The following is a 23530-nucleotide window of genomic DNA, read 5'->3' as shown; positions in this document are numbered from 1 at the left end:
CGATACAGGCGGCTAATAAGCCGCCTGCACACAGTTATTAAGTTGTTTGTCGTGGTTTTTTTAGCCACCGCTGGCTGGCTGCAAAGGCACCAATAATGAGCACTGCGCCAAGAGTGGGGATAAGATAGCCATCCACCTGAGGAATGGTGCGTAGAAACACAAAGGCTACGGCGGCGGGGGCCACAAAGCGCACCAGAAATCGCCAGAATTTAAACCAAGTGATGCTGCTGCCCAGTTCCTTCATCACTTCGCTCTGGGTTAGCGCCCAACCGGCGAATAGGGCTATCAGCAGACCGCCCACCGGCATAAAGATATTGGTGAGTAGCTCGATAAACTCAAATGCACTGCGCCCAAACAGGCTATGGAATATCGTTCCCTCGGCCCAAATGTTGAAGCTAACCACGGTCAACAGGCCCATTGCCCAGGCGGCGATAACCATAATCGCGACAGCCTGGGGGCGGGTCATGTCAAAGCGCTCCACTAGGAACGCCGCGACGGGCTCGATCAGCGAAATAGAGGAGCTGATAGCGGCGCCGAGCACCAGGATAAAGAACACACCGCCGACCAAAGCGCCAAACGGCATCTCGGCAAACGCCAGCGGAAGGGTAACAAACATCAACCCAGGGCCTTGCCCGGTTTCTAACCCGGCGCCAAACACCAGGGCAAAAATGGCCAGGCCCGCCACCATCGCCACAGCGGTATCGACGATGGCGACAGCAAAGGCGGTGCGGGTCAGTGATACATCACTGGGCATATAGGCGCCGTAAGCCATAATCGCCCCCATCCCCAGGCTAAGGGTGAAGAATGATTGGCCCATGGCCTGCAGCCAGCCTTCAAGGCTGAGGTCGGCGATATTAAAGGTAAACAGGAAAGTGGCTGCGGCGCCTATATCGCCATTCACTACGCCGTAGGCCAGCACCACCAACAGAATCACAAACAGCGCGGGCATCATAATGCGCAGGCCTGATTCGATGCCTTTATGAATCCCCATGCCGACAATCAGCGCGGACGCGGCAATGAAAAGGGTGTGATAGAGGGTCATTAGGCCAGGGGCGGCCAGTAGTGCGTCAAAGCCAGTGCTAATGGTTTGCGCATCCGCCCCCACCAGCGAACCGGTCAGCATCAGCCAAGTGTAGTGAATCGCCCAGCCGGCAATCACCGAATAGAAGCTTAAAATCAAAAACGCCGAGGCAGCGCCCAGCCAGCCGATCGTTTCCCAGGCACGTGAAGTGCCGTGGGTTTTGGCCAGATGCCGCATGCCCATAATCGGGCTCTGGCGGCTGGTGCGACCCAGCATAATCTCAGCAATCAGAATCGGTATGCCAACGGCGAAGATCGTCAGTGCGTAAACCAATATAAAGGCACCGCCACCGTTTTCACCGGTGAGGTAGGGGAAGCGCCATAGATTGCCCAAGCCGACGGCGGAACCAACGGCGGCGAGAAGAAAAGTGCCTTTATGCGTCCAGACGTTATGACCGCTCATGGGTAAGAGTGTCCGTGTTTGGGCGTCAGGATGGGGGTAAGTATCCAAACACCTGTATGAATGTAGCGATGTCAGCGTTCCTGGGACGCGCTGAATTTAGCGTTACTGTGCGATAGAACGCGCCGCCTTTCCAGCGTATTAGCGTTTAGGCTGCGTTTAGGGAGCTATCTTGGCAAAGATATTGGCAAAGGGGTGAACGCTGGGAGCTGATGTTAGCGCAGAAGGTCGAGGGCATAAAAAAACCCGCTTTCGCGGGTTTTTGGGTACTGACTGCTTAGAGCGGATTACTTCTTGCTGTAACGCTTACGCTCGGTCTCTTTCAACAGCTTTTTACGCAGGCGGATGTGCGCCGGCGTGACTTCGACGAGCTCGTCAGAGTCGAGGAACTCGATGGCCTGCTCCAGGGAGAACTTAACCGGCGGGGTTAAGACGATGTTTTCATCGTTACCGGTGGAGCGCATGTTGTCGAGCTTCTTGCCTTTGGTGGGGTTAACCACCATGTCGTTAGCGCGGTTGTTGATACCGATCAGCATGCCTTCGTAAACTTCCGTGGCGTGATCGATAATCAGCTTGCCGCGCTCTTGCAGCGCATACAGCGCATAGGCAAGGGCTTTACCGTCGACCATCGAAACCAGCACGCCGTTACGACGCTCGATAGAGGCTTCAGGCTTCAGCGGGCCGTAGTGATCAAAGCGGCTGGTCAGGATGCCGGTGCCTGAGGTCAGGGTCAGAAACTGGCCACGGAAACCGATCAAGCCACGGGCAGGAATGATGAAGTCCAGGCGAACCCGTCCTTTTCCGTCCGGCAGCATGTTGGTCATCTCGCCTTTACGGTAGCCCAGCTCTTCCATGATAGAGCCTTGGTGCTGCTCTTCACAGTCGATGATGACCTCTTCGTAGGGCTCCTGCTTCTCACCGTCGATCTCTTTGATGATGACTTCAGGGCGGCCTACGGCCAGCTCAAAGCCTTCACGACGCATGGTTTCGATCAGCACCGAGAGGTGCAGCTCGCCACGGCCAGAAACCTTGAACTTCTCAGGGGTTTCACCCTGTTCAACGCGCAGTGCCACGTTGTGAATCAGCTCTTGATCAAGGCGATCCTTGATGTTGCGGCTGGTCACAAACTTACCGTCTTTACCGGCGAACGGTGAGTCGTTGACCTGGAAGGTCATTGAAACGGTCGGTTCGTCGACGGACAGTGGCGGCAGTGCCTCGACCTTGGCCGGATCGCACAGCGTATCCGAAATCGACAGATCGTCGATGCCGGTAACACAGACGATGTCGCCCGCGGTGGCTTCGTTGGTCTGCACGCGCTCAAGGCCCATATGGGTCATTACCTGACCGATTTTGCCTTTACGCACATTGCCATCAACGCCGATGATCGACACCTGCTGGTTCGGTTTCACCGCGCCACGCTTGATGCGACCCAGGCCGATAACGCCTACGTAGCTGTTGTAATCCAGCGCAGAGATCTGCATCTGGAAGGGGCCGTCAAGCTCAACCTTCGGCGGCTCGACGATATCGACGATGGCCTGGAACATGGGATCCATGTTGTCCGCCAGCTCTTCAGGATCCATACCGGCAATGCCATTTAGGGCAGAGCAGTAGATGATCGGGAAATCGAGCTGTTCGTCAGAAGCACCGAGGTTATCGAACAGATCAAAAATCTGGTCGATAACCCAATCAGGGCGAGCGCCGGGACGGTCAATTTTGTTGACCACCACGATCGGCCTCAAGCCTTGGGCGAAGGCTTTTTGGGTCACAAAGCGGGTTTGCGGCATCGGGCCATCAACGGCGTCTACTAGCAGCAGCACCGAATCGACCATTGACATGACGCGCTCAACCTCGCCGCCGAAATCGGCGTGCCCAGGCGTATCCACGATGTTGATGTGGTAGCCGTTACCTTGGCTGTCTTGCCATTGAATGGCCGTATTCTTGGCCAAAATGGTAATACCACGCTCTTTTTCCTGATCGTTTGAGTCCATGATGCGCTCTTGACCTTCTGCTTTACGGTCAAGGGTGCCGGACTGGCTCAGGAGTTTGTCGACCAGTGTGGTTTTACCATGGTCAACGTGGGCTATGATCGCGACGTTGCGCAGGTTATTAACCGCGCTGGAGTTTTGCTGGTTTTGCATGCTGAGAGAGAACTCTTGTGAACACCCGTTCGTCCACGGGTCGGAAAATGCGGGTCGCAAGGGCTGGCAATTTGCCGACCATCTTGGCTCAGGGCTTGCGTCCAATAGCCATTCTACCATGTCGAAGGCTTCGCTGATATTACTGCCTCTCATATCAACCTTGGTCTAGGAATGTTTTCGCCATGAACCTCCATCCGCTAGACTAGCGCTTTTCCCACTGGGGCAGGAGCATGACCATCGGCAACCTGATGCGTTTGTTAAGCGATGGCGAGGTTCACTCTGGCGAGCAACTGGGTGAAACGCTGGGTATTTCTCGTGCGGCGGTGTGGAAACAGTTAAAAAAACTGGAAGCACTAGGGGTGGAGGTAGTGGCGGTGAAGGGCCGTGGCTACCAGCTCGCGCAGCGCCTGGAGCCCTTGGAGGGCGCCAAAATCGTGGAGCGTCTGCCCGCACAGGCGCGCCACCACCTTGCACGTCTGTTTGTTGAGGATCAGTTACCCTCCAGCAATGAGTATCTGCGCCAACGCTTTGAGCAGGGCGCTGGGCATGGCGAAGTGTGCCTGGTTGAGCTGCAAACGGCGGGGCGTGGGCGCCGTGGTCGTGTCTGGTCGACGCCCTGGGGGCAGAGCCTAATGCTATCGCTGGGCTGGCGCTTTGAGTCGGGTATTGCGGTGCTGGAGGGCTTGAGCTTGGCGGTAGGCGTCGTCGTTGCCCAAGTGCTTGAGCAGCATGACGTGGTGCCGAAGCTTAAGTGGCCTAACGATATCCTGCTCTCCGAGCAGGGGGATGGCCCAGGCGACGAGTTAGGCAAGCTGGCCGGTATTCTTATCGAAGTGACCGGGGATGCCGCAGGCCCCTGCGAAGTCGTCATTGGTATGGGCATGAATCTTTGGCTGCCCGCTGCCCAGCGGGCAGCGATCGACCAGCCGGTTGCGGCGCTTTTCGAGCGACTGCCGGATATCTCGCGTAATCAGCTGGCCTCAGACGTAGTGTCGGGCCTGCTGGCGATGCTGGCTGACTTTGAACAACATGGCTTTGCCGCCTGGCGGGATGCGTGGAATCAACGTCACGCCTATGCGGGGCTGCCGATTAGAGTGATTCAAGGGCAGCAGACCAGCGATGCTATCGCCGGAGAAGTGGATGAGAGTGGTAACCTCTGGGTTGCCGAAAATGGTCACTCGCGACGCCTAGCCGGCGGTGAGATCAGCGTGCGCAGGCGTTTATGATTCTGGATCTTGATATCGGCAACACGCTGTCTAAATGGCGGCTCAAGGATGCCGAGAGTAGCGAGATACGTTCCCGCGGGGCTGTGTGGACCCGGGAGGAGTGGCGCCCAGGGGCTGATATTCCCGACCTGGATGTGGTCGAGGCGGTGCGTATATCAAGCGTTGCCAGGGCCGCTGTGCTGGAAGAGACGGTCGCCTTGCTGCGCCGCCGAGTGCGTCATGTGCACGTGGCGCACTCAACCCATGAGGCGCTAGGCGTGGTTAATGGCTACGAAGAGCCGGGGCGTTTAGGCGTCGATCGTTGGATGGGGGCGCTGGCGGGCTATCAGCTAGCAGGCGGTTGCTGTGCGGTGGATTGTGGCAGCGCGATTACTATCGATTTTGTGCTGCCAGGCGGCCAGCACCTGGGCGGCTTTATTATCCCCGGTCTTCGCCTGATGAAAGAGAGCCTGAAGCTTGGTACTCGCAATGTGGCCATCGACCCTGAAAGTGAGGCCGATGAGTTGCTGGAGCCAGGACGACGCACCGTTGATGCGGTTAATCACGGTATTTATATGGCCGCCGTCAGTGCCATTAACCGCATTTATAGCGAAGTGTGCGATCAAGAGGGTGTGGCGCTGCCAATGCTGTTGACGGGGGGCGATGCGCGCGTTGTCTCACGGGGAGTGCAGGTGCCTCATGCAGTGTGGCCGGATATGGTTTATGGCGGCTTAGAGGCGTGCTTTCCGATGACCTTCGCCGAGCGTGCGGGCAAAATGTCGGGTGCGCCGCGGGTGCCTGAGCCGGTAGCGCTAGAAAAGATTCGCGCGGCACTTGCATTCTCCATGCTGCTTTGACAGAATGCAGCGCGTTCCAAGGCAGGCAGAAGATGCGCTGGCATCGCCAAGCTACGATAAATTAAGTAAATATCTAGCTTGACACTGTTTTGGAGGCTGGCATAATGTGCCGCCACAGTTGGAGAGGTTCCCGAGTGGCCAAAGGGAGCAGACTGTAAATCTGCCGCGAAAGCTTCGAAGGTTCGAATCCTTCCCTCTCCACCAAGTTTATCAGGCGCTGAACTGTTCAGTGTTTGGGAATGAAAAGCCGGTAAGCGGGCGTTAGCTACTGTTTCTCGTGCAGCGGATTGTCATTCTATAGGCAAGTTCGGCGGGCGTAGTTCAATGGTAGAACCTCAGCCTTCCAAGCTGATGGTGCGGGTTCGATTCCCGCCGCCCGCTCCAGTTGATGTGTTTGGCTCATGTAGCTCAGGGGTAGAGCACACCCTTGGTAAGGGTGAGGTCGACGGTTCAATTCCGTCCATGAGCTCCATATTGCAGATCAAGCGAGCGAAGCTCGCTTTTTTTGTCTCTGCGTTTGGGTGGGTTTTTGTGACGCTTGAGCGTAAAGAAGGGGTTGTCAGGTGTGGGATTCTCCGCTACCATGGCGCCCGCTGTTGTATAGGCGGTCGAAAAGACGCTTATTAACAGAAGTAAGAAGCAAAAAGTAGATAGACGCTAGAAGGTCTAGAAAGTAAAAATAGAAAGTCAGTACGACGATACAGGCCAGTAGCTCAATTGGCAGAGCAGCGGTCTCCAAAACCGCAGGTTGGGGGTTCGATTCCCTCCTGGCCTGCCAGCCTTCCCCAGGTTGGTATGTCTTTTTCCAAAATTCTTTTATCGTTCGCCGCACCCTGAGGAGTCTCGTTTTTATGAAGCCTGGTTCTGTAAAACATGGCGCCGAGGTGCAACAGACGCGCCATGACGGGCTCAAGTGGGCGGTGGTCGTAGCGCTGCTTGTCGTTGCTGTTGTTGGTAATACCTATTTCGCCGATATTGGCCTGCTCTACCGCGTGCTTGGCGTAGTGGTGTTGTGTGTGATTGCGGGTTTGATCGCGCTAACCACTACCAAGGGGCGTGATTTAGTAGAGCTTGCCAGAAGCGCCAAGAAAGAGATTCAGCGCGTTGTATGGCCGACCCGTGCCGAAACCATTCAGACCACGGCCATTGTGCTAGTGGCCGTTTTGGTGGTGGGGCTAATGCTGTGGTTGATCGACACTCTTCTTGGCTGGGCGATGTCCGGCGTCATTGGTTAGGAGCTTTCATGTCCAAACGTTGGTACGTCGTTCACGCTTATTCTGGCTTTGAAAAGCATGTCATGCGCTCGCTGATCGAGCGTGTGAAGATGTATGGTATGGAGGATCGCTTTGGCGAAATTCTGGTGCCGACCGAGGAAGTCGTCGAAATGCGTGACGGCAAGCGTCGCAAGAGCGAGCGCAAATTTTATCCCGGCTACGTACTAGTCGAGATGGAAATGGCCGATGAGACATGGCACCTCGTCAACGAGACGCCGCGTGTTATGGGCTTTATCGGTGGAACAAAAGAGAAGCCAGCGCCAATTACTTCGCGCGAAGCAGACGCGATTTTGCTGCGTGTTAAAGACGGTACTGACAAGCCGCGGCCCAAAACGATGTTTGAGCCGGGGCAATCAGTGCGTGTTGTTGACGGGCCGTTTGCCGATTTCAACGGTGTTGTCGAAGAAGTGAATTATGAAAAGAGTCGTCTGCATGTCAGCGTGCTGATCTTCGGGCGCTCTACACCTGTTGAGTTAGAATTCTCTCAAGTTGAGAAAGAGTAACGGGTGAGTAGTGAATAGTAAGTAAGCGGTAAGTTTTAATTCGTGTGAAATGGCTGGTTCAGCTGTTTCACTGGTGCCGGGGAGCCTTCGGGCGCTATTACCCAACTGGAGTGTTAAAGATGGCCAAGAAAGTACAGGCTTATATCAAACTGCAGGTTGCTGCAGGTAAAGCCAATCCAAGTCCGCCGGTAGGCCCTGCGCTGGGTCAGCATGGCGTGAACATCATGGAATTCTGTAAGGCGTTCAACGCCGCGACTCAAGAAATTGAGCCGGGCTTGCCGACGCCAGTCGTGATCACCGTCTACTCTGACCGTAGCTTCACGTTCGTCACCAAGACGCCGCCTGCTGCCGTGCTGCTGAAAAAAGCCGCTGGCATCAAGTCCGGTTCTGGTGAACCGAACAAGAAGAAGGTCGGCACCGTAACGCGTGAACAGCTTGAAGAGATCGCCAAGACCAAAGAGCCTGATTTAACGGCTGCGAATCTCGATGCCGCTGTACGCACCATTGCTGGCAGCGCTCGCAGCATGGGCCTAAACGTGGAGGGTCTCTGATCATGGCTAAACTGTCTAAGCGTGCGAAAATCATTCGCGAAAAAGTAGACACTACTAAAGCCTACTCTATTGAAGAAGCGGTAGCGCTGCTCTCTGAGCTGTCTACTGTTAAATTCAAAGAGTCCGTTGATGTCGCCATCAACCTGGGCGTTGATCCACGCAAATCCGACCAGGTTGTGCGTGGCGCTACTGTCATGCCTAACGGTACCGGTAAAGACGTACGCGTTGCAGTCTTCACCCAGGGTGCTAATGCCGATGCCGCTAAAGAAGCCGGCGCCGACATCGTAGGTATGGACGACTTGGCCGAGCAAGTGAAAAAAGGCGTGATGGATTTTGACGTCGTTATCGCCTCGCCAGATGCCATGCGCGTTGTGGGTCAACTGGGTCAGATTCTCGGTCCGCGTGGCCTGATGCCTAACCCGAAAGTTGGCACCGTAACGCCTGATGTGGCGACAGCGGTCAAGAATGCTAAAGCCGGTCAGGTGCGTTTCCGTACCGACAAAAACGGCATTATCCACACTACCCTGGGTAAAGTGGATTTTGACGTAGCAGCAATTAACGGCAACCTGGAAGCACTGGTTGCTGACTTGAAGCGCCTCAAGCCGAGCGCGTCTAAAGGCATTTACTTCAAAAAAATGACCCTGTCCACTACCATGGGCCCGGGTTTAACAATCGATCACTCTGCTTTCGCGTAAAGCGAGTCATCGTTGTTTTTTGAAAGAACCGAGCAAGAACTTTGCGGTCCCCCGTTTGGTGGCTATCACTGGCCGGGGCATCGTCAAAGACCGCAGGTGCCGCGCTTGATAGGTACGCAAGTACTTACCAGGAGCGGCTTAATTGCCCTATAAGCGCCTGCGCAGATGGTGTGGCCGCCAGTTGGTTAAGCTTAAGACGGCTTTCTGGTGAGCACCATCCCCAAGGCTTCTCGCTTTGCAGCGTTTTTAGCACAGCAGAGTGGGAAGAGATGGTAACCACCGGAACCTTCCTGGGTTCCGGCACGAAGGAGTGATCACTGTGCCACTAGCACTTGAAGGCAAGAAAGCGATTGTTGCCGAGGTCAGTGAAGCGGCCAAGGGCGCACTCTCCGTCGTAGTTGCTGATTCTCGCGGCGTTACGGTTGGTAAAATGACCGATCTGCGCAAGCAGGCGCGTGAGAATGGTGTAGAGCTGCGTGTTGTACGTAATACGCTGGCTCGCCGCGCTCTCGAGGGCACTCAGTGGGAGTGCTTGAACGATAGCTTCGTTGGTCCTACGTTGTTGGCCTTCTCAACTGATCATCCGGGCGCTGCCGCTCGTCTGTTCAAAGAGTTTGCTAAAGCGGACAAGAACTTCGAAGTAAAAGCGTTGGCCTACGAAGGTGAGCTGATTCCGGCTGCTGACATCGACCGTCTGGCAACCCTACCGACTCACGACGAAGCAATTGCCAAGTTGATGTCGGTAATGAAAGAAGCCTCCGCTGGCAAGCTGGTTCGTACTCTGGCCGCTCTACGCGACCAGAAGCAAGAAGCTGCATAAGCAGTTCTTCTTGCGGGTGGCGTAAACGGTTTAACCAGAGCGCTGCCTGAACCGAGCAATGAATCCTGAGTCCTCGGCTGACCGAGACTCCCGCAAAGTTAGGAATGAAACAATGGCACTGTCTAAAGACGATATCATCAATGCTGTAGCCGACATGACCGTAATGGAAGTTGTCGAGCTGATCGAAGCAATGGAAGAGAAATTCGGCGTTTCTGCAGCGGCTGCCGTAATGGCTGGCCCGGCTGCTGGCGGCGAAGTGGCTGAAGAGCAGACTGAATTTGACGTCGTTCTGACCGCTGCTGGCGACAAGAAAGTAAACGTGATCAAAGCAGTACGTGAGATCACCGGCCTTGGCTTGAAAGAAGCTAAAGGTGCTGTTGACGGCGCTCCGGCGACCATCAAAGAAGGTCTGTCTAAAGACGACGCTGAAGCAGCTAAAGCCAAGCTGGAAGAAGCGGGCGCAACCGTCGAGCTCAAGTAAGCCTTGTGCGGACGGCTTTACGCGCTGCGTAAGCTTCCACGGCTGGCGGCGGGATTTCCCGCTGCCGGCCTTTTTCTGTTGTAGCTGATGTTGGACAGTCGATGATATTGAACAACAGCAGTGCTGCTCATTGAGAGCAGCCACGACAGAAACGTAACAGCGTTATTGAAGATGGCGTTATTGAAGATAGTGTTATCGACTACAGTGTTATCGACGACTGAGTTATCGAACTAGATTTTCGACGGCGAGCTACCGATTTAGGAGCTTGCTGTCTGCGTCTGACGAAGCCCGCCGGGCAGCGATGACCACGCATCGGTCACCCATGGTGAACAAGCTGGGGAATACAGATGGCTTACTCATATACTGAGAAAAAACGCATCCGCAAGGATTTCGGCAAACTGCCCCAAGTGATGGATGTGCCTTACTTGCTGGCGATCCAGCTTGATTCCTATTACGACTTCCTCCAGCAAGATCGTTCGCCCGACGAGCGTCACGAGGTCGGTCTGCACGCGGCATTCAAGTCCGTGTTTCCGATTGAGAGCTTCTCCGGCAATGCAGCGCTTGAGTATGTCAGCTACCGCTTCGGTACGCCGGCGTTCGATGTTAAGGAGTGCCAGCTGCGCGGCGTGACTTACTCCGCCCCGCTGCGCGTCAAGGTTCGCTTGATCATCTATGATCGCGACTCCTCGAACAAAGCAATTAAAGATATTAAAGAGCAAGAAGTCTACATGGGGGAAATCCCCCTGATGACTGAGAACGGTACCTTTGTTATCAACGGTACTGAGCGGGTTATCGTCTCCCAGCTCCACCGCTCGCCCGGTGTGTTCTTCGACCACGACAAAGGTAAGAGCCACTCTTCCGGCAAGCTGCTCTATTCAGCTCGCGTGATTCCTTATCGTGGTTCCTGGTTAGACTTCGAGTTTGACCCCAAGGATAACGTTTTCGTACGTATTGACCGTCGCCGCAAGCTGCCGGCCTCGGTACTGATGCGTGCGCTGGGGATGAACACCGAAGAGATCCTGGCCGAGTTCTTTGAAACCAGCGTGTTCCACATTGAGAAATCCGGTTTCTATGTTGAACTGGTACCGTCGCGCCTGCGCGGCGAGACGGCTACGTTCGACATCAAGGATGGCGAAGGCAATGTGATCGTTGAAGAGGGGCGTCGGATTACCCAGAAGCACATTCGTCAGCTTGAAAAAGCCGGCCTTGAGCGTCTGGATGTGCCGATGGAGTACCTGTTCGGCAAAACGCTGGCTAAAGATCAAATCGACTCCAAAACAGGCGAGCTGATCTGCCCGTGTAATACCGAGATCACTCCCGAAGTGCTTGAGCGCATGGCCGAAGGTGGCATTACCTTGGTGGAAACGCTCTACACCAATGATCTCGACTGCGGTTCATTCATTTCCGACACCTTGAAGCTGGATGCTACTAATTCCGCGCTTGAAGCGTTAGTCGAAATTTACCGCATGATGCGTCCCGGCGAACCACCCACCAAAGAGTCTGCCGAGACGCTGTTTAACAACCTGTTCTTCTCTGAGGACCGCTACGACCTGTCGGGCGTTGGCCGCATGAAGTTCAATCGTCGCCTGCGTCGTGATACTGATACAGGCTCCGGCGTACTGGATCGCAAAGACATTCTTGATGTGCTGCGCGAGCTGATCAGTATCCGTAACGGCTTCGGTGACGTTGACGATATCGATCATCTGGGTAACCGCCGTATTCGCTGTGTGGGCGAAATGGCAGAGAACCAGTTCCGCGTTGGTTTGGTGCGTGTAGAGCGCGCCGTGAAAGAGCGTCTTTCGATGGCGGAAAGCGAAGGCCTGATGCCGCAAGACTTGATCAACGCCAAGCCCGTTGCGGCGGCGGTGAAAGAGTTCTTCGGTTCCAGCCAGCTCTCGCAGTTTATGGATCAGAACAACCCGCTTTCTGAGGTTACCCACAAACGTCGTGTGTCGGCACTAGGCCCCGGTGGTTTGACCCGTGAGCGTGCTGGCTTCGAAGTACGTGACGTTCACGCCACGCACTACGGGCGTCTATGCCCAATCGAAACGCCGGAAGGCCCGAACATCGGTCTGATTAACTCGCTGGCCACTTACAGCCACACTAACAGCTACGGTTTCCTCGAAACGCCGTACCGTAAAGTGGTTGATCGTCAGTTGACCGACGACATCGTTCACCTCTCGGCGATCGAAGAGGGCGATTTCGTTATCGCCCAGGCATCAGCAGCGGTAGATGAGTCCAACAAGCTAAGTGATGACCTGGTTCAGGTTCGTCACCGCGGTGAAACGACCTTTATGCGTCCTGAGCAAGTGACGCTGATGGACGTGTCGCCACGTCAGGTCGTATCCGTAGCAGCGGCATTGATTCCGTTCCTGGAGCACGATGACGCCAACCGCGCCTTGATGGGTTCTAACATGCAGCGTCAGGCGGTGCCGACCCTGCGTGCCGATAAGCCGCTGGTAGGTACTGGCATGGAGCGCTTTGTTGCTCGTGACTCTGGCGTCTGTGCAGTGGCAAATCGCGGCGGCGTGATTGATTCCGTCGATGCGCGCCGTGTCGTGGTAAGGGTTAATGAAGATGAAATCATCGGCGGTGAAGCCGGCGTTGATATCTACAACCTGACCAAGTACACCCGCTCGAACCAGAACACCTGTATGAACCAGCGCCCCATCGTGCGGCCTGGCGACAGCGTGGCACGTGGCGATATTCTCGCCGACGGCCCGTCGGTTGATATGGGCGACCTGGCGCTGGGCCAGAACATGCGTATCGCGTTCATGCCCTGGAACGGTTACAACTTTGAGGACTCCATCCTGCTTTCCGAGCGGGTCGTTCAAGAAGACCGTTTCACCACGATTCACATTCAGGAACTGACCTGTGTGTCCCGCGACACCAAGTTGGGCTCGGAAGAAATTACCTCCGATATCCCCAATGTGGGCGAGTCTGCGCTCTCCAAGCTGGATGAAGCGGGCGTTGTCTACATCGGTGCCGAAGTCGGCCCGGGCGATATTCTGGTCGGTAAGGTGACGCCCAAGGGTGAAACCCAGCTGACGCCTGAAGAGAAGCTACTACGTGCTATCTTCGGCGAGAAAGCGTCTGACGTTAAAGACACTTCCCTGCGTGCCCCTACCGGCATGAAAGGTACTGTCATCGACGTTCAGGTGTTTACTCGTGACGGCGTTGAGAAAGACTCACGCGCCTTGTCGATCGAGCGCACTCAGCTTGACGAAGTTCGTAAGGATCTCCAAGAGACTTACCGTATCGCCGAAGACGCCACTTTTGAACGTCTAAAGCGTACCCTTGACGGTCAGGCTGTTAACGGCGGCCCGAACCTCAAGAAAGGCGACGTGCTAGACGAGGCGTACCTGGATGAATTGCCGCGTCAGCAGTGGTTCAAACTGCGCATGCAGGATGAGTCCTACAACGAGCTACTGGCTCAGGCCGACGAACAGCTGGAAACCCGTCGTAAAGAGATGGACGAGCGCTTTGAAGATAAGAAGCGCAAGCTGACCCAGGGCGACGATCTCGCACCGGGCGTGCTAAAAATCGTCAAAGTCTATATGGCGGTTAAGCGTCGCATCCAGCCGGGTGACAAGATGGCCGGTCGTCACGGTAACAAAGGTGTTATCTCGGCGATTATGCCCATCGAAGACATGCCGTTTGATGAGAAGGGCGAGCCGGTCGACGTGGTGCTGAACCCGCTGGGCGTACCGTCACGTATGAACGTCGGTCAGATTTTGGAAACCCACTTGGGTATGGCGGCACGTGGCTTGGGCGTCAAGATCGAAGCCATGCTGCGCGATGCACGTGGACAGCAAGTGGCCGAGATCCGTGATTTCCTGGGGCAGATCTACAATACGCAAGGTACGCGCGTTGAAGATCTCGACTCCCTGACTGACGATGAGATCATCGCCCTGGCGAAGAACCTCAAAGGTGGTGTGCCCATGGCAACACCGGTGTTTGACGGTGCCAAAGAGCACGAAATCAAGCACCTGCTGAAGCTGGCGGACATTCCTGAGTCGGGTCAGATGGCCCTGTTCGATGGCCGTACCGGTGATGCTTTTGACCGTCCGGTCACCGTTGGCTACATGTACATGCTGAAGCTTAACCACTTGGTAGACGACAAGATGCATGCGCGTTCTACCGGTTCTTACTCGCTGGTTACCCAGCAGCCCTTGGGTGGTAAGGCGCAATTCGGTGGTCAACGCTTCGGTGAGATGGAGGTGTGGGCGCTGGAAGCTTACGGCGCTGCATACACGCTACAAGAGATGCTCACCGTCAAGTCGGACGACGTCGAAGGCCGCACCAAGATGTACAAAAACATCGTGGATGGCGACCACACCATGCAGGCAGGCATGCCGGAATCCTTCAACGTACTCGTGAAGGAAATCCGCTCGCTGGGCATCGATATCGAGTTAGAGAGCTAGGAGCCGTCCCATGAAAGATTTGGTGAAAGTACTCAAATCGCAGTCTCAGTCCGAAGAGTTTGACGCGATCAAGATTACCCTGGCGTCGCCGGACATGATTCGCTCCTGGTCGTTTGGCGAGGTGAAGAAGCCTGAGACCATCAACTACCGTACCTTTAAACCGGAGCGGGATGGCCTGTTCTGCGCCAAGATTTTTGGCCCGGTTAAGGATTACGAGTGCCTGTGCGGCAAGTATAAGCGCATGAAGCACCGCGGTATCATCTGCGAAAAGTGTGGCGTTGAAGTGACCAAAGCCGCCGTGCGCCGTGAGCGCATGGGGCACATCGAGCTCGCTTCGCCGGTGGCACACATTTGGTTTTTGAAGTCACTGCCGTCGCGTATCGGCATGTTCCTCGATATGACCCTGCGTGATATCGAGCGCGTGCTGTATTTCGAAAGTTTTGTCGTGATCGATCCAGGTATGACCACGCTGGAGCGTGGTCAGCTGATGAACGACGAGCAGTACTTTGAAGCACTGGAAGAGTTCGGTGATGACTTCGACGCCCGCATGGGTGCCGAAGCCGTTCAGGAGCTGCTCAAAGACATCGATCTGGAAGAAGAGATTAACCACCTGCGCGAAGAGATTCCGCAGACTAACTCCGAAACTAAGATCAAGAAGCTCTCCAAACGCCTCAAGCTGCTTGAAGCTTTCTACCATTCCGGTAACGCGCCGGCGTGGATGGTCATGGAAGTGCTGCCCGTGCTGCCACCGGATCTGCGTCCGTTGGTACCGCTGGATGGTGGCCGCTTCGCGACCTCCGATCTCAACGACCTTTACCGTCGTGTGATCAACCGTAACAACCGCCTGAAGCGTCTGCTCGATCTCAATGCGCCGGATATTATCGTGCGCAACGAGAAGCGTATGCTGCAGGAAGCCGTCGATGCACTGCTCGACAATGGTCGTCGTGGCCGCGCGATCACGGGCTCTAACAAGCGCCCGCTGAAATCGCTCGCCGATATGATCAAAGGTAAGCAGGGTCGTTTCCGTCAGAACCTGCTGGGTAAGCGCGTCGACTACTCGGGCCGTTCGGTCATTACCGTGGGTCCGACCCTGCGTCTGCACCAGTGTGGCCTGCCCAAGAAAATGGCCCTTGAGCTGTTCAAGCCGTTTATCTACTCCAAGCTGCAGTCGCTGGGCTATGCCTCAACGATCAAAGCCGCCAAGAAGATGGTCGAGCGCGAGCTGCCGGAAGTGTGGGACATCCTTGCCGATGTTATCCGCGAGCATCCGGTACTGCTCAACCGCGCACCCACGCTTCACCGCCTGGGTATCCAGGCGTTTGAGCCGCTGCTGATCGAAGGTAAAGCGATCCAGTTACACCCGCTGGTGTGTGCCGCCTATAACGCCGACTTTGACGGTGACCAAATGGCGGTACACGTACCGCTGACCCTGGAAGCGCAGCTTGAAGCGCGTGCGCTGATGATGGCCACCAACAACGTGCTGTCGCCCGCCAACGGCGAGCCGATCATCGTACCGTCGCAAGACGTTGTTCTGGGTCTCTATTACATGACCCGCGAAAAGATCAACGCCAAAGGCGAAGGCATGGTGTTCTCTGACCTCAACGAGGTCGAGCGCGCATTTGGTACTCAGTCAGTATCGCTGCACGCCCGGGTTAAAGTGCGTCTGGACGAAATCGATATCGAAGAAGAGAGCGGCGAGCGTAGCTTCCACCGCCGTATTTACGATACGACGGTAGGCCGTGCACTGCTGTTCCGCATTCTGCCCGAAGGTGTGCCCTTCGCGCTGATCGACCAGCCGATGAAGAAGAAGGCGATTTCCAGCCTGATCAACGAAGTCTATCGTCGTGCTGGCCTCAAGCCGACCGTCATTTTCGCTGACCAGCTGATGTATACCGGTTTCCGTCTCGCGACTTGGTCCGGCGCCTCAATCGGTGTTAACGACTTCGTTATCCCCGAAGCAAAAACTGAAATCGTTGATGCGGCGGAAGCCGAAGTTAAAGAAATTGAAGACCAGTTCTCTTCTGGCCTGGTAACAGCGGGCGAGAAGTACAACAAGGTTATCGATATCTGGTCCAAGGCCAACGATAAAGTCGCCAAGGCGATGATGGTCGGTATCTCTAAAGAGACCGTCATAGATCGTGATGGTAACGAAGTTGAGCAGGACTCGTTCAACAGCGTCTTCATCATGGCCGACTCCGGTGCCCGTGGTAGCGCTGCCCAGATCCGTCAGTTGGCAGGTATGCGTGGTCTGATGGCCAAGCCGGATGGCTCGATCATCGAAACACCGATCGTCGCCAACTTCCGTGAAGGTCTGAACGTACTGCAGTACTTCATCTCGACCCACGGTGCACGTAAAGGTCTTGCGGATACGGCCCTGAAAACGGCCAACTCCGGTTACCTGACGCGTCGTTTGGTCGATGTGGCGCAGGATTTGGTTATCACGGAAGTCGACTGTGGTACCGAAAATGGCTTGACCCTGCACCCGATCATCGAAGGCGGCGACATTATCGTACCGCTTTCCCAGCGCGTGCTGGGTCGTGTAGTCGCTCAGGATGTGGTTCACCCTGGCAGCGGTGAAGTCTTGATCGCGAAAGGTACCCTGCTCGACGAGAAATGGTGTGCCGAGCTCGATACCATGGGTGTCGACGAGATCATCGTTCGCTCCACGATTACCTGTGAGACCGCGCACGGCGTGTGTGCCTCCTGTTACGGCCGTGACTTGGCCCGTGGCCATCAGGTCAACATTGGTGAGGCTGTCGGCGTTATCGCCGCACAGTCTATCGGTGAGCCGGGTACCCAGCTGACCATGCGTACCTTCCACATCGGTGGTGCGGCATCGCGTTCGTCTGCTGTGGATAGCGTACAAGTGAAGCACGGCGGTAAGGTTCGTCTGCACAACATCAAGCATGTAGAACGTGCCGACGGCAAGCTGGTGGTGGTATCTCGTTCTAGCGCCCTGGCCGTTGCTGACGACCATGGCCGTGAGCGTGAGTACTATAAGCTCCCTTACGGTGCTGAGCTTTCCGTACGCGACGGCGACGTGGTCGACGCTGGTGCGACGGTCGCCAAATGGGATCCGCACACCCACCCGATCGTTGCCGAAGTAGAAGGTAAGGCGCAGTTCATCGATCTTGACGAGGGTGTCACCATGCACCGCAGCGTCGATGAGATGACTGGCCTCTCCTCTATCGAGGTGATCGAGTCGGCAGCACGTCCCATGGCCGGTCGCGACAAGCGCCCGATGGTCATGCTGCAAGACAGTTCGGGCGAGTACGTCTCTGTATCGGGCTCCAACACCCCGGTTCAGTACCTGCTTCCGGGCAACTCGATTATTTCGGTCGACGACGGTGTGACGATCGGGGTAGGTGAGGTGGTTGCCCGTATCCCGGTAGAAGCTTCGGCGAACAAAGACATCACTGGTGGTCTGCCGCGGGTTGCTGACTTGTTCGAAGCGCGTAAGCCGAAAGAGTCCTCGATCCTGGCCGAGATCAGCGGTGTGATCAGCTTCGGTAAAGAGACCAAAGGTAAGCGTCGTCTGACGATTACCCCGGAATCTGGCGATCCGTTTGAAGCGCTGATTCCGAAATGGCGTCAAATTGCCGTCTTCGAAGGCGAAACCGTCGAGAAGGGCGAGGTAATTTCCGATGGGCCGAGCAATCCGCACGATATCCTGCGCTTGCTGGGTGTTGAGGAGCTCGCCAAGTACATCACTGCCGAAGTGCAGGACGTTTATCGTCTGCAGGGCGTAGGCATCAACGACAAGCACATCGAAGTCATTGTGCGTCAGATGCTGCGTAAGGTAGAGATTACTGATTCGGGTGATTCTGACTTCATCACGGGCGACCAGGCTGAACTGGTTCGCGTGCTGGAACAGAACGAACGTCTTGAAAAAGAGAAGAAATTCCCGGCCAAGTATCAGCGTATGCTGCTGGGTATCACCAAGGCCAGCCTGGCCACCGAGTCGTTCATTTCCGCGGCCTCCTTCCAGGAGACAACCCGCGTACTGACCGAAGCAGCGGTGACCGGCAAGCGCGATTACCTGCGCGGCCTGAAAGAAAACGTGGTGGTTGGTCGCCTAATACCGGCTGGTACGGGCTTGACTCACCACGCAGAGCGTCGTCGCAAGCGCGAAGACGTTGAGCAACTGTTCAATCCTTCGGCTACCGAAGTCGAACAGGAGCTGGGTGCACAGTTGACCGCTCTCGATTCTGACGACGAGCTGTAGATTTGGCGCCTAAAGCAGTAGGTAACATGAGTAAGTAAAACGAATAGCTGACCTGAAAAGTGTCACCTTGCCGGTAAAACCGCCGGCAAGGCTTGACGCGACCTAGGGTCAGCCTTTAGAATGCGCAGCCTTTAACAGTGGGGCGGGTGCGCCCGCATCTGCTGCCCGCATTTGTTAGAAGGCAAGGCAACCATTGGAGTCAGCTAAACACCATGGCAACGATTAATCAGCTAGTGCGCAAGCCGCGCAAGCGCCCCGTCACCAAGAGTGACGTGCCAGCGCTGCAGGCCTGTCCGCAAAAACGTGGCGTTTGTACGCGCGTTTACACCACCACCCCGAAGAAGCCTAACTCGGCTCTGCGTAAGGTTTGCCGTGTGCGCCTTACCAACGGCTTTGAAGTGTCTTCTTATATCGGTGGTGAAGGTCACAACCTTCAAGAACACTCTGTCGTTTTGATTCGCGGCGGTCGTGTAAAGGATTTGCCGGGTGTGCGTTATCACACCGTTCGTGGCGCCCTTGACACCTCTGGCGTTCAAAATCGTCGTCAGGGTCGTTCTAAATACGGTACTAAGCGTCCTAAGTCCTAAGTTTTAAGTCCTAGGGCTAGGTCAGCTGTGCAGCGTCGCCCCGTCAAAAGGGCGTGCTGAGTAACGATTTCACGAATTTGACGGTCTGATAAGAGTAAGGTCGGGCTGCACTTGTGGTACTTAAATATCGTACGCAGGTTGCATGAGTTCCGGGTTTACCTGAAAGATCCTTAATTGAGGGCTTATCATGCCTAGAAGAAGAGTAGTAGCTAAACGCGAGATTCTGCCGGATCCTAAGTTCGGAAGTGAGCGTCTGGCGAAGTTCATGAACCACCTGATGGTCAGCGGCAAGAAGTCCATAGCTGAGCGTATCGTCTACGGTGCGTTGGACAAGGTTGCCGAGCGTAGTAAAGAAGATCCGCTGGAGATCTTCGACAAAGCGCTGGAAGCCATCCAGCCGATGGTCGAAGTGAAGTCGCGCCGCGTTGGTGGTGCGACCTATCAGGTGCCGGTTGAAGTACGTCCGTCTCGCCGTCAAGCGCTGGCAATGCGCTGGCTGGTAGACGCGGCGCGTCGTCGCGGTGAGAAAACCATGGTTCAGCGTCTGGCGGGTGAAATGCTGGATGCCGCTGAAGGTAAAGGTTCTGCCGTTAAGAAGCGCGAAGACGTGCATCGCATGGCAGAAGCCAACAAGGCCTTCTCGCACTACCGTTTTTAAGGTCGGCGTTTTTAAGGTCAGCGTTTCTAAAATCGGCGTTTCTTTGTACGGCGTTTTTAAGTATGGCTTTCTGGTTTATATATGCACGTTGTTCAGCATGGTGAAATGTTTGCTGAGTCGCGTTGTTGCAATTCAAAAGTTGCAACACTCAGCCGCTACCATGATGCAGTGGTAGCGGCGGCCGCATAAACCTCGCTTGCATACGCCGCTAAATTAACGAGCATCGCCAACAAACGGGAGTTTCACCGTGGCACGCAAGACTCCACTAAATCGCTACCGTAATATCGGTATCGTCGCTCACGTCGACGCGGGTAAAACCACGACGACTGAGCGTGTACTGTTCTACACCGGCCTCTCCCACAAAGTGGGCGAAGTGCACGATGGTGCTGCGACCATGGACTGGATGGAGCAGGAGCAGGAGCGTGGTATCACTATCACCTCAGCTGCAACAACCTGTTTCTGGCAGGGCATGAACAAGCAGTTCCCTGAGCACCGTATCAATATTATCGACACCCCAGGGCACGTTGACTTCACCATTGAAGTTGAACGTTCTCTGCGCGTACTTGATGGTGCGGTTGTTGTACTGTGTGGCTCTTCCGGCGTTCAGCCGCAGACCGAAACAGTATGGCGCCAAGCCAACAAGTACGAAGTTCCGCGCATGGTCTTCGTCAATAAGATGGACCGTACCGGCGCTGACTTCTTCATGGTTGTCGAGCAGTTGAAAGAGCGTTTGGGTGCCAAAGCTGTGCCAATCCAGATTAACTGGGGCACGGAAGAGGACTTTAAAGGCGTTATCGACCTGATTCAGATGAAGGCTATCCTGTGGGATGAGGAAAGCCTGGGTATGAATTATGACCTCGTGGATATTCCTGCTGAGCTACAAGAAACAGCAGAAAAGTACCGCGAAGAAATGGTCGAAGCTGCTGCCGAAGGCTCTGACGAGCTGATGGAAAAGTACCTTGAAGGCGGTGAGCTATCGGTTGAAGAGATCAAAGCCGGTTTGCGCGCGCGCACCCTGGCTAACGATATCGTTCTGGTAACCTGTGGTTCTGCCTTTAAGAACAAAGGCGTTCAAGCAGTGCTGGATGGCGTTATCGAATACATGCCTTCGCCGACGGAAGTTAAAGCGATCGAAGGTGAGCTCGACGATAAAGACGGCACCGTTGATACCCGTGAAGCTGATGACAGTGCACCGTTTGCGGCCCTGGCGTTTAAGATCGCCACAGACCCCTTCGTTGGTACGCTGACCTTTATCCGCGTCTACTCGGGTGTTCTGAAATCTGGTGACGGTGTCTATAACTCCGTTAAGCAGAAGAAAGAGCGCGTTGGCCGTATCGTTCAGATGCACGCCAATTCCCGTGAAGAGATCAAAGAAGTTCTGGCGGGCGACATCGCTGCTTGTATCGGTCTGAAAGACGTCACCACGGGTGATACCCTGTGCGACATTGATAACAAGATCGTTCTTGAACGCATGGAGTTCCCGGATCCGGTTATCTCGGTTGCTGTAGAGCCTAAATCTAAGGCAGACCAGGAGAAGATGGGTGTGGCATTGGGCAAGCTTGCTCAAGAAGACCCCTCCTTCCAGGTCAAAACCGACGAAGAAACCGGCCAGACGATTATTTCTGGTATGGGTGAGCTTCACCTGGATATCCTCGTTGACCGTATGCGTCGCGAGTTTAAGGTTGAAGCCAATATCGGTAAGCCTCAGGTTGCCTATCGCGAAACTATTCGCGGCAGCATTGAGCAAGAAGGCAAGTTCGTACGTCAGTCCGGTGGTCGTGGTCAGTATGGACACGTCTGGCTGCGTATCGAGCCGCTGACAGCAGAAGAGAAGGGTGAAGGCGAAGACGAACTGTTCTTCAAGTTCAACTCTGAGATCGTGGGTGGTGCGGTTCCCAAGGAATACGTTCCCGCGGTTGAGAAGGGTGCTTTTGAGCAGCTCAAAAACGGCGTCATCGCGGGTTACCCGATGATCGACGTTAAAGTAACGCTGTTTGATGGCTCCTTCCACGACGTAGACTCCAACGAGACTGCGTTTAAGATTGCTTCTTCTATGGCAGTAAAAGAAGGTGCCAGGAAGGCCAAGGCCGTGCTGCTGGAGCCGGTGATGAAGGTCGAAATCGTGACCCCCGAAGAGTTTATGGGTGACGTCATGGGTGACCTGAGCCGTCGTCGCGGCCTGGTGCAGGGTATGGATGACTCCTCTTCTGGTAAAGTCATTCGTGCGACGGTGCCACTGGGCGAGATGTTCGGTTATGCAACCGATCTGCGCTCACAAACCCAGGGCCGTGCGAGCTACTCTATGGAGTTCTCGAAGTACGACGAGGCGCCCTCCAGCGTCGTTGAAGCCGTCATCAATCAAAACGGTTAACCGTTAGCTAACGTAAAGAGGTTATAGCAGTGGCTAAGGAAAAATTTGAACGTTCCAAACCGCACGTCAACGTCGGCACCATTGGTCACGTCGACCACGGTAAAACGACTCTGACGGCGGCCCTGACCCGCGTGTCTGCTGAGGTTTTCGGCGGCGACTGGCGTGAGTTTGATACCATCGATAACGCTCCTGAAGAGCGTGAGCGCGGTATCACGATCGCTACTTCCCACGTGGAATACCAGTCTGAAGATCGCCACTACGCGCACGTTGACTGCCCAGGACACGCTGACTACGTCAAGAACATGATCACCGGTGCTGCGCAGATGGACGGCGCGATCCTGGTATGTTCTGCCGCAGACGGCCCGATGCCGCAAACTCGCGAGCACATCCTGCTGTCTCGTCAGGTTGGCGTACCGTTCATCGTTGTGTTCCTGAACAAAGCGGACATGGTCGATGATGAAGAGCTGCTCGAGCTGGTAGAAATGGAAGTTCGCGAACTTCTGGACCAGTACGACTTCCCGGGTGACGACACGCCGATCATCACTGGCTCTGCGCTGATGGCGCTGAACGGTGAAGATGACAAGGGCATGGGTACGACTGCCGTCGCTAATTTGATCAAAGCTCTGGATGCTTACATCCCTGAGCCGGAGCGTGCTATCGACCAGCCGTTCCTGATGCCGATCGAAGACGTGTTCTCTATCTCTGGCCGCGGTACTGTTGTTACCGGTCGTGTAGAGCGCGGCATCGTCAAAGCGGGCGAAGAAGTGGAAATCGTGGGTATCCGCGACACCACTAAAACGATCGTTACCGGTGTTGAAATGTTCCGTAAACTGCTCGACGAAGGTCGTGCTGGTGAGAACGTTGGCGCCCTGCTGCGTGGTACGAAGCGTGATGACGTCGAGCGTGGTCAAGTACTGGCCAAGCCGGGCACCATCAACCCGCACACTACCTTCGAAGCAGAAGTTTACGTACTGTCCAAAGAAGAGGGTGGTCGTCACACGCCTTTCTTCAAGGGCTACCGTCCGCAGTTCTACTTCCGTACCACCGACGTAACCGGTACCTGTGAACTGCCGGAAGGCGTTGAAATGGTCATGCCGGGTGACAACGTTCAGATGGTTGTTACCTTGATCGCTCCGATCGCAATGGACGAAGGTTTGCGCTTCGCTATTCGTGAAGGCGGCCGTACTGTCGGTGCTGGCGTTGTGGCCAAAATCGTCAAGTAAGCAGCATGCTTGAATGATAAAGGGGGCTCTGATGAGCC

The 23530-nt window shown here is 55.3% G+C and carries 17 protein-coding genes and 4 tRNA genes; 18 read left to right on the top strand and 3 right to left on the bottom strand.

All coding sequences use genetic code 11. From position 1 onward, the window contains the following. Positions 1 to 37: 37 nt before the first annotated feature. Together HZU72_RS03095 and typA are read right to left on the bottom strand one after the other, a co-directional pair. Positions 38 to 1483, bottom strand: coding sequence for a sodium-dependent transporter (locus HZU72_RS03095; protein WP_180090422.1), 1446 nt, complete (start codon positions 1481 to 1483; stop codon positions 38 to 40). Positions 1484 to 1767: 284 nt separating this feature from the next. Next, on the bottom strand, positions 1768 to 3618 hold the full coding sequence (gene typA / locus HZU72_RS03090) for a translational GTPase TypA (protein ID WP_180090420.1): 1851 nt from the start codon (positions 3616 to 3618) through the stop codon (positions 1768 to 1770). 230 nt (positions 3619 to 3848) lie between these two features. Between typA and HZU72_RS03085 the strand changes: the two genes are divergently transcribed. The 16 genes from HZU72_RS03085 to rpsG all read left to right on the top strand — a co-directional run bounded on the left by HZU72_RS03085 (position 3849) and on the right by rpsG (position 19898). Next, the gene (locus tag HZU72_RS03085; RefSeq protein WP_180090418.1) at positions 3849 to 4844 is read left to right on the top strand and encodes a biotin--[acetyl-CoA-carboxylase] ligase; all 996 of its coding nucleotides are present in this window, start codon (positions 3849 to 3851) and stop codon (positions 4842 to 4844) included. Beyond that, on the top strand, positions 4841 to 5680 hold the full coding sequence (locus tag HZU72_RS03080) for a type III pantothenate kinase (protein WP_009288152.1): 840 nt from the start codon (positions 4841 to 4843) through the stop codon (positions 5678 to 5680). Before HZU72_RS03085 ends, HZU72_RS03080 begins: the two co-directional genes overlap by 4 nt. 120 nt (positions 5681 to 5800) lie before the next feature. Continuing rightward, positions 5801 to 5884, top strand: a tRNA-Tyr gene (locus HZU72_RS03075). A gap of 106 nt (positions 5885 to 5990) precedes the next feature. Continuing rightward, a tRNA-Gly gene (locus HZU72_RS03070) sits at positions 5991 to 6064 on the top strand. A 13-nt stretch (positions 6065 to 6077) separates the two neighbouring features. Continuing rightward, positions 6078 to 6152, top strand: a tRNA-Thr gene (locus tag HZU72_RS03065). A gap of 230 nt (positions 6153 to 6382) precedes the next feature. Next, positions 6383 to 6458: transfer RNA gene (locus HZU72_RS03060), tRNA-Trp, on the top strand. Between the two features lie 73 nt (positions 6459 to 6531). Further along, positions 6532 to 6915, top strand: coding sequence for a preprotein translocase subunit SecE (gene secE / locus HZU72_RS03055; protein ID WP_180090416.1), 384 nt, complete (start codon positions 6532 to 6534; stop codon positions 6913 to 6915). A gap of 8 nt (positions 6916 to 6923) precedes the next feature. After that, the gene (gene nusG, locus HZU72_RS03050; RefSeq protein WP_008959178.1) at positions 6924 to 7457 is read left to right on the top strand and encodes a transcription termination/antitermination protein NusG; all 534 of its coding nucleotides are present in this window, start codon (positions 6924 to 6926) and stop codon (positions 7455 to 7457) included. Positions 7458 to 7576: 119 nt separating this feature from the next. Next, on the top strand, positions 7577 to 8008 hold the full coding sequence (gene rplK, locus HZU72_RS03045) for a 50S ribosomal protein L11 (RefSeq protein ID WP_007112017.1): 432 nt from the start codon (positions 7577 to 7579) through the stop codon (positions 8006 to 8008). Between the two features lie 2 nt (positions 8009 to 8010). Then, on the top strand, positions 8011 to 8703 hold the full coding sequence (gene rplA, locus HZU72_RS03040; RefSeq protein ID WP_071694996.1) for a 50S ribosomal protein L1: 693 nt from the start codon (positions 8011 to 8013) through the stop codon (positions 8701 to 8703). Positions 8704 to 9022: 319 nt separating this feature from the next. After that, positions 9023 to 9523, top strand: a complete 501-nt coding sequence (gene rplJ, locus HZU72_RS03035) for a 50S ribosomal protein L10 (protein ID WP_022520871.1) — start codon at positions 9023 to 9025, stop codon at positions 9521 to 9523. A gap of 112 nt (positions 9524 to 9635) precedes the next feature. Further along, entirely contained in the window at positions 9636 to 10004 is a 369-nt protein-coding gene (gene rplL / locus HZU72_RS03030; RefSeq protein WP_022520870.1) for a 50S ribosomal protein L7/L12, read from the top strand. A 347-nt stretch (positions 10005 to 10351) separates the two neighbouring features. Further along, positions 10352 to 14428: a DNA-directed RNA polymerase subunit beta gene (gene rpoB / locus HZU72_RS03025; protein ID WP_180090414.1), complete on the top strand. Its 4077-nt coding sequence runs from the start codon at positions 10352 to 10354 to the stop codon at positions 14426 to 14428. Between the two features lie 10 nt (positions 14429 to 14438). Further along, positions 14439 to 18653, top strand: a complete 4215-nt coding sequence (rpoC, locus tag HZU72_RS03020) for a DNA-directed RNA polymerase subunit beta' (RefSeq protein WP_180090412.1) — start codon at positions 14439 to 14441, stop codon at positions 18651 to 18653. 212 nt (positions 18654 to 18865) lie between these two features. Then, positions 18866 to 19240, top strand: a complete 375-nt coding sequence (gene rpsL / locus HZU72_RS03015; RefSeq protein ID WP_008959173.1) for a 30S ribosomal protein S12 — start codon at positions 18866 to 18868, stop codon at positions 19238 to 19240. A 187-nt stretch (positions 19241 to 19427) separates the two neighbouring features. Continuing rightward, positions 19428 to 19898 carry a 30S ribosomal protein S7 gene (gene rpsG / locus HZU72_RS03010; protein WP_009288145.1) on the top strand — a complete coding sequence of 157 codons (471 nt, stop codon included), beginning with the start codon at positions 19428 to 19430 and terminating at the stop codon, positions 19896 to 19898. Here the strand turns inward: rpsG and HZU72_RS24185 are convergent. Further along, positions 19831 to 20046: a pentapeptide repeat-containing protein gene (locus tag HZU72_RS24185; protein WP_081742684.1), complete on the bottom strand. Its 216-nt coding sequence runs from the start codon at positions 20044 to 20046 to the stop codon at positions 19831 to 19833. The two genes, rpsG and HZU72_RS24185, sit on opposite strands and share 68 nt — an antisense overlap. A 99-nt stretch (positions 20047 to 20145) precedes the next feature. Between HZU72_RS24185 and fusA the strand changes: the two genes are divergently transcribed. Next, on the top strand, positions 20146 to 22269 hold the full coding sequence (fusA, locus tag HZU72_RS03000) for an elongation factor G (RefSeq protein WP_180090411.1): 2124 nt from the start codon (positions 20146 to 20148) through the stop codon (positions 22267 to 22269). 29 nt (positions 22270 to 22298) lie between these two features. Beyond that, the gene (gene tuf / locus HZU72_RS02995) at positions 22299 to 23492 is read left to right on the top strand and encodes an elongation factor Tu (RefSeq protein WP_009288143.1); all 1194 of its coding nucleotides are present in this window, start codon (positions 22299 to 22301) and stop codon (positions 23490 to 23492) included. Positions 23493 to 23530: the final 38 nt, after the last annotated feature.

Source organism: Vreelandella sedimenti (assembly GCF_013416325.1).
Classification (GTDB): Bacteria; Pseudomonadota; Gammaproteobacteria; order Pseudomonadales; family Halomonadaceae; genus Vreelandella; species Vreelandella sedimenti.
This window is presented reverse-complemented; position numbering and strand designations above follow the sequence as displayed.

What these genes read in the sequence shown, in the direction of transcription:
- rpoB (WP_180090414.1), top strand. Translation starts at nt 10,352, where the DNA reads ATGGCTTACTCATATACTGAGAAAAAACGCATCCGCAAGGATTTCGGC.
- typA (WP_180090420.1), bottom strand. Translation starts at nt 3,618, where the DNA reads ATGCAAAACCAGCAAAACTCCAGCGCGGTTAATAACCTGCGCAACGTC.
- HZU72_RS03085 (WP_180090418.1), top strand. Translation starts at nt 3,849, where the DNA reads ATGACCATCGGCAACCTGATGCGTTTGTTAAGCGATGGCGAGGTTCAC.
- rpsL (WP_008959173.1), top strand. Translation starts at nt 18,866, where the DNA reads ATGGCAACGATTAATCAGCTAGTGCGCAAGCCGCGCAAGCGCCCCGTC.
- secE (WP_180090416.1), top strand. Translation starts at nt 6,532, where the DNA reads ATGAAGCCTGGTTCTGTAAAACATGGCGCCGAGGTGCAACAGACGCGC.
- rpoC (WP_180090412.1), top strand. Translation starts at nt 14,439, where the DNA reads ATGAAAGATTTGGTGAAAGTACTCAAATCGCAGTCTCAGTCCGAAGAG.
- rplA (WP_071694996.1), top strand. Translation starts at nt 8,011, where the DNA reads ATGGCTAAACTGTCTAAGCGTGCGAAAATCATTCGCGAAAAAGTAGAC.
- rpsG (WP_009288145.1), top strand. Translation starts at nt 19,428, where the DNA reads ATGCCTAGAAGAAGAGTAGTAGCTAAACGCGAGATTCTGCCGGATCCT.
- rplL (WP_022520870.1), top strand. Translation starts at nt 9,636, where the DNA reads ATGGCACTGTCTAAAGACGATATCATCAATGCTGTAGCCGACATGACC.
- HZU72_RS03095 (WP_180090422.1), bottom strand. Translation starts at nt 1,483, where the DNA reads ATGAGCGGTCATAACGTCTGGACGCATAAAGGCACTTTTCTTCTCGCC.
- nusG (WP_008959178.1), top strand. Translation starts at nt 6,924, where the DNA reads ATGTCCAAACGTTGGTACGTCGTTCACGCTTATTCTGGCTTTGAAAAG.
- rplK (WP_007112017.1), top strand. Translation starts at nt 7,577, where the DNA reads ATGGCCAAGAAAGTACAGGCTTATATCAAACTGCAGGTTGCTGCAGGT.
- HZU72_RS03080 (WP_009288152.1), top strand. Translation starts at nt 4,841, where the DNA reads ATGATTCTGGATCTTGATATCGGCAACACGCTGTCTAAATGGCGGCTC.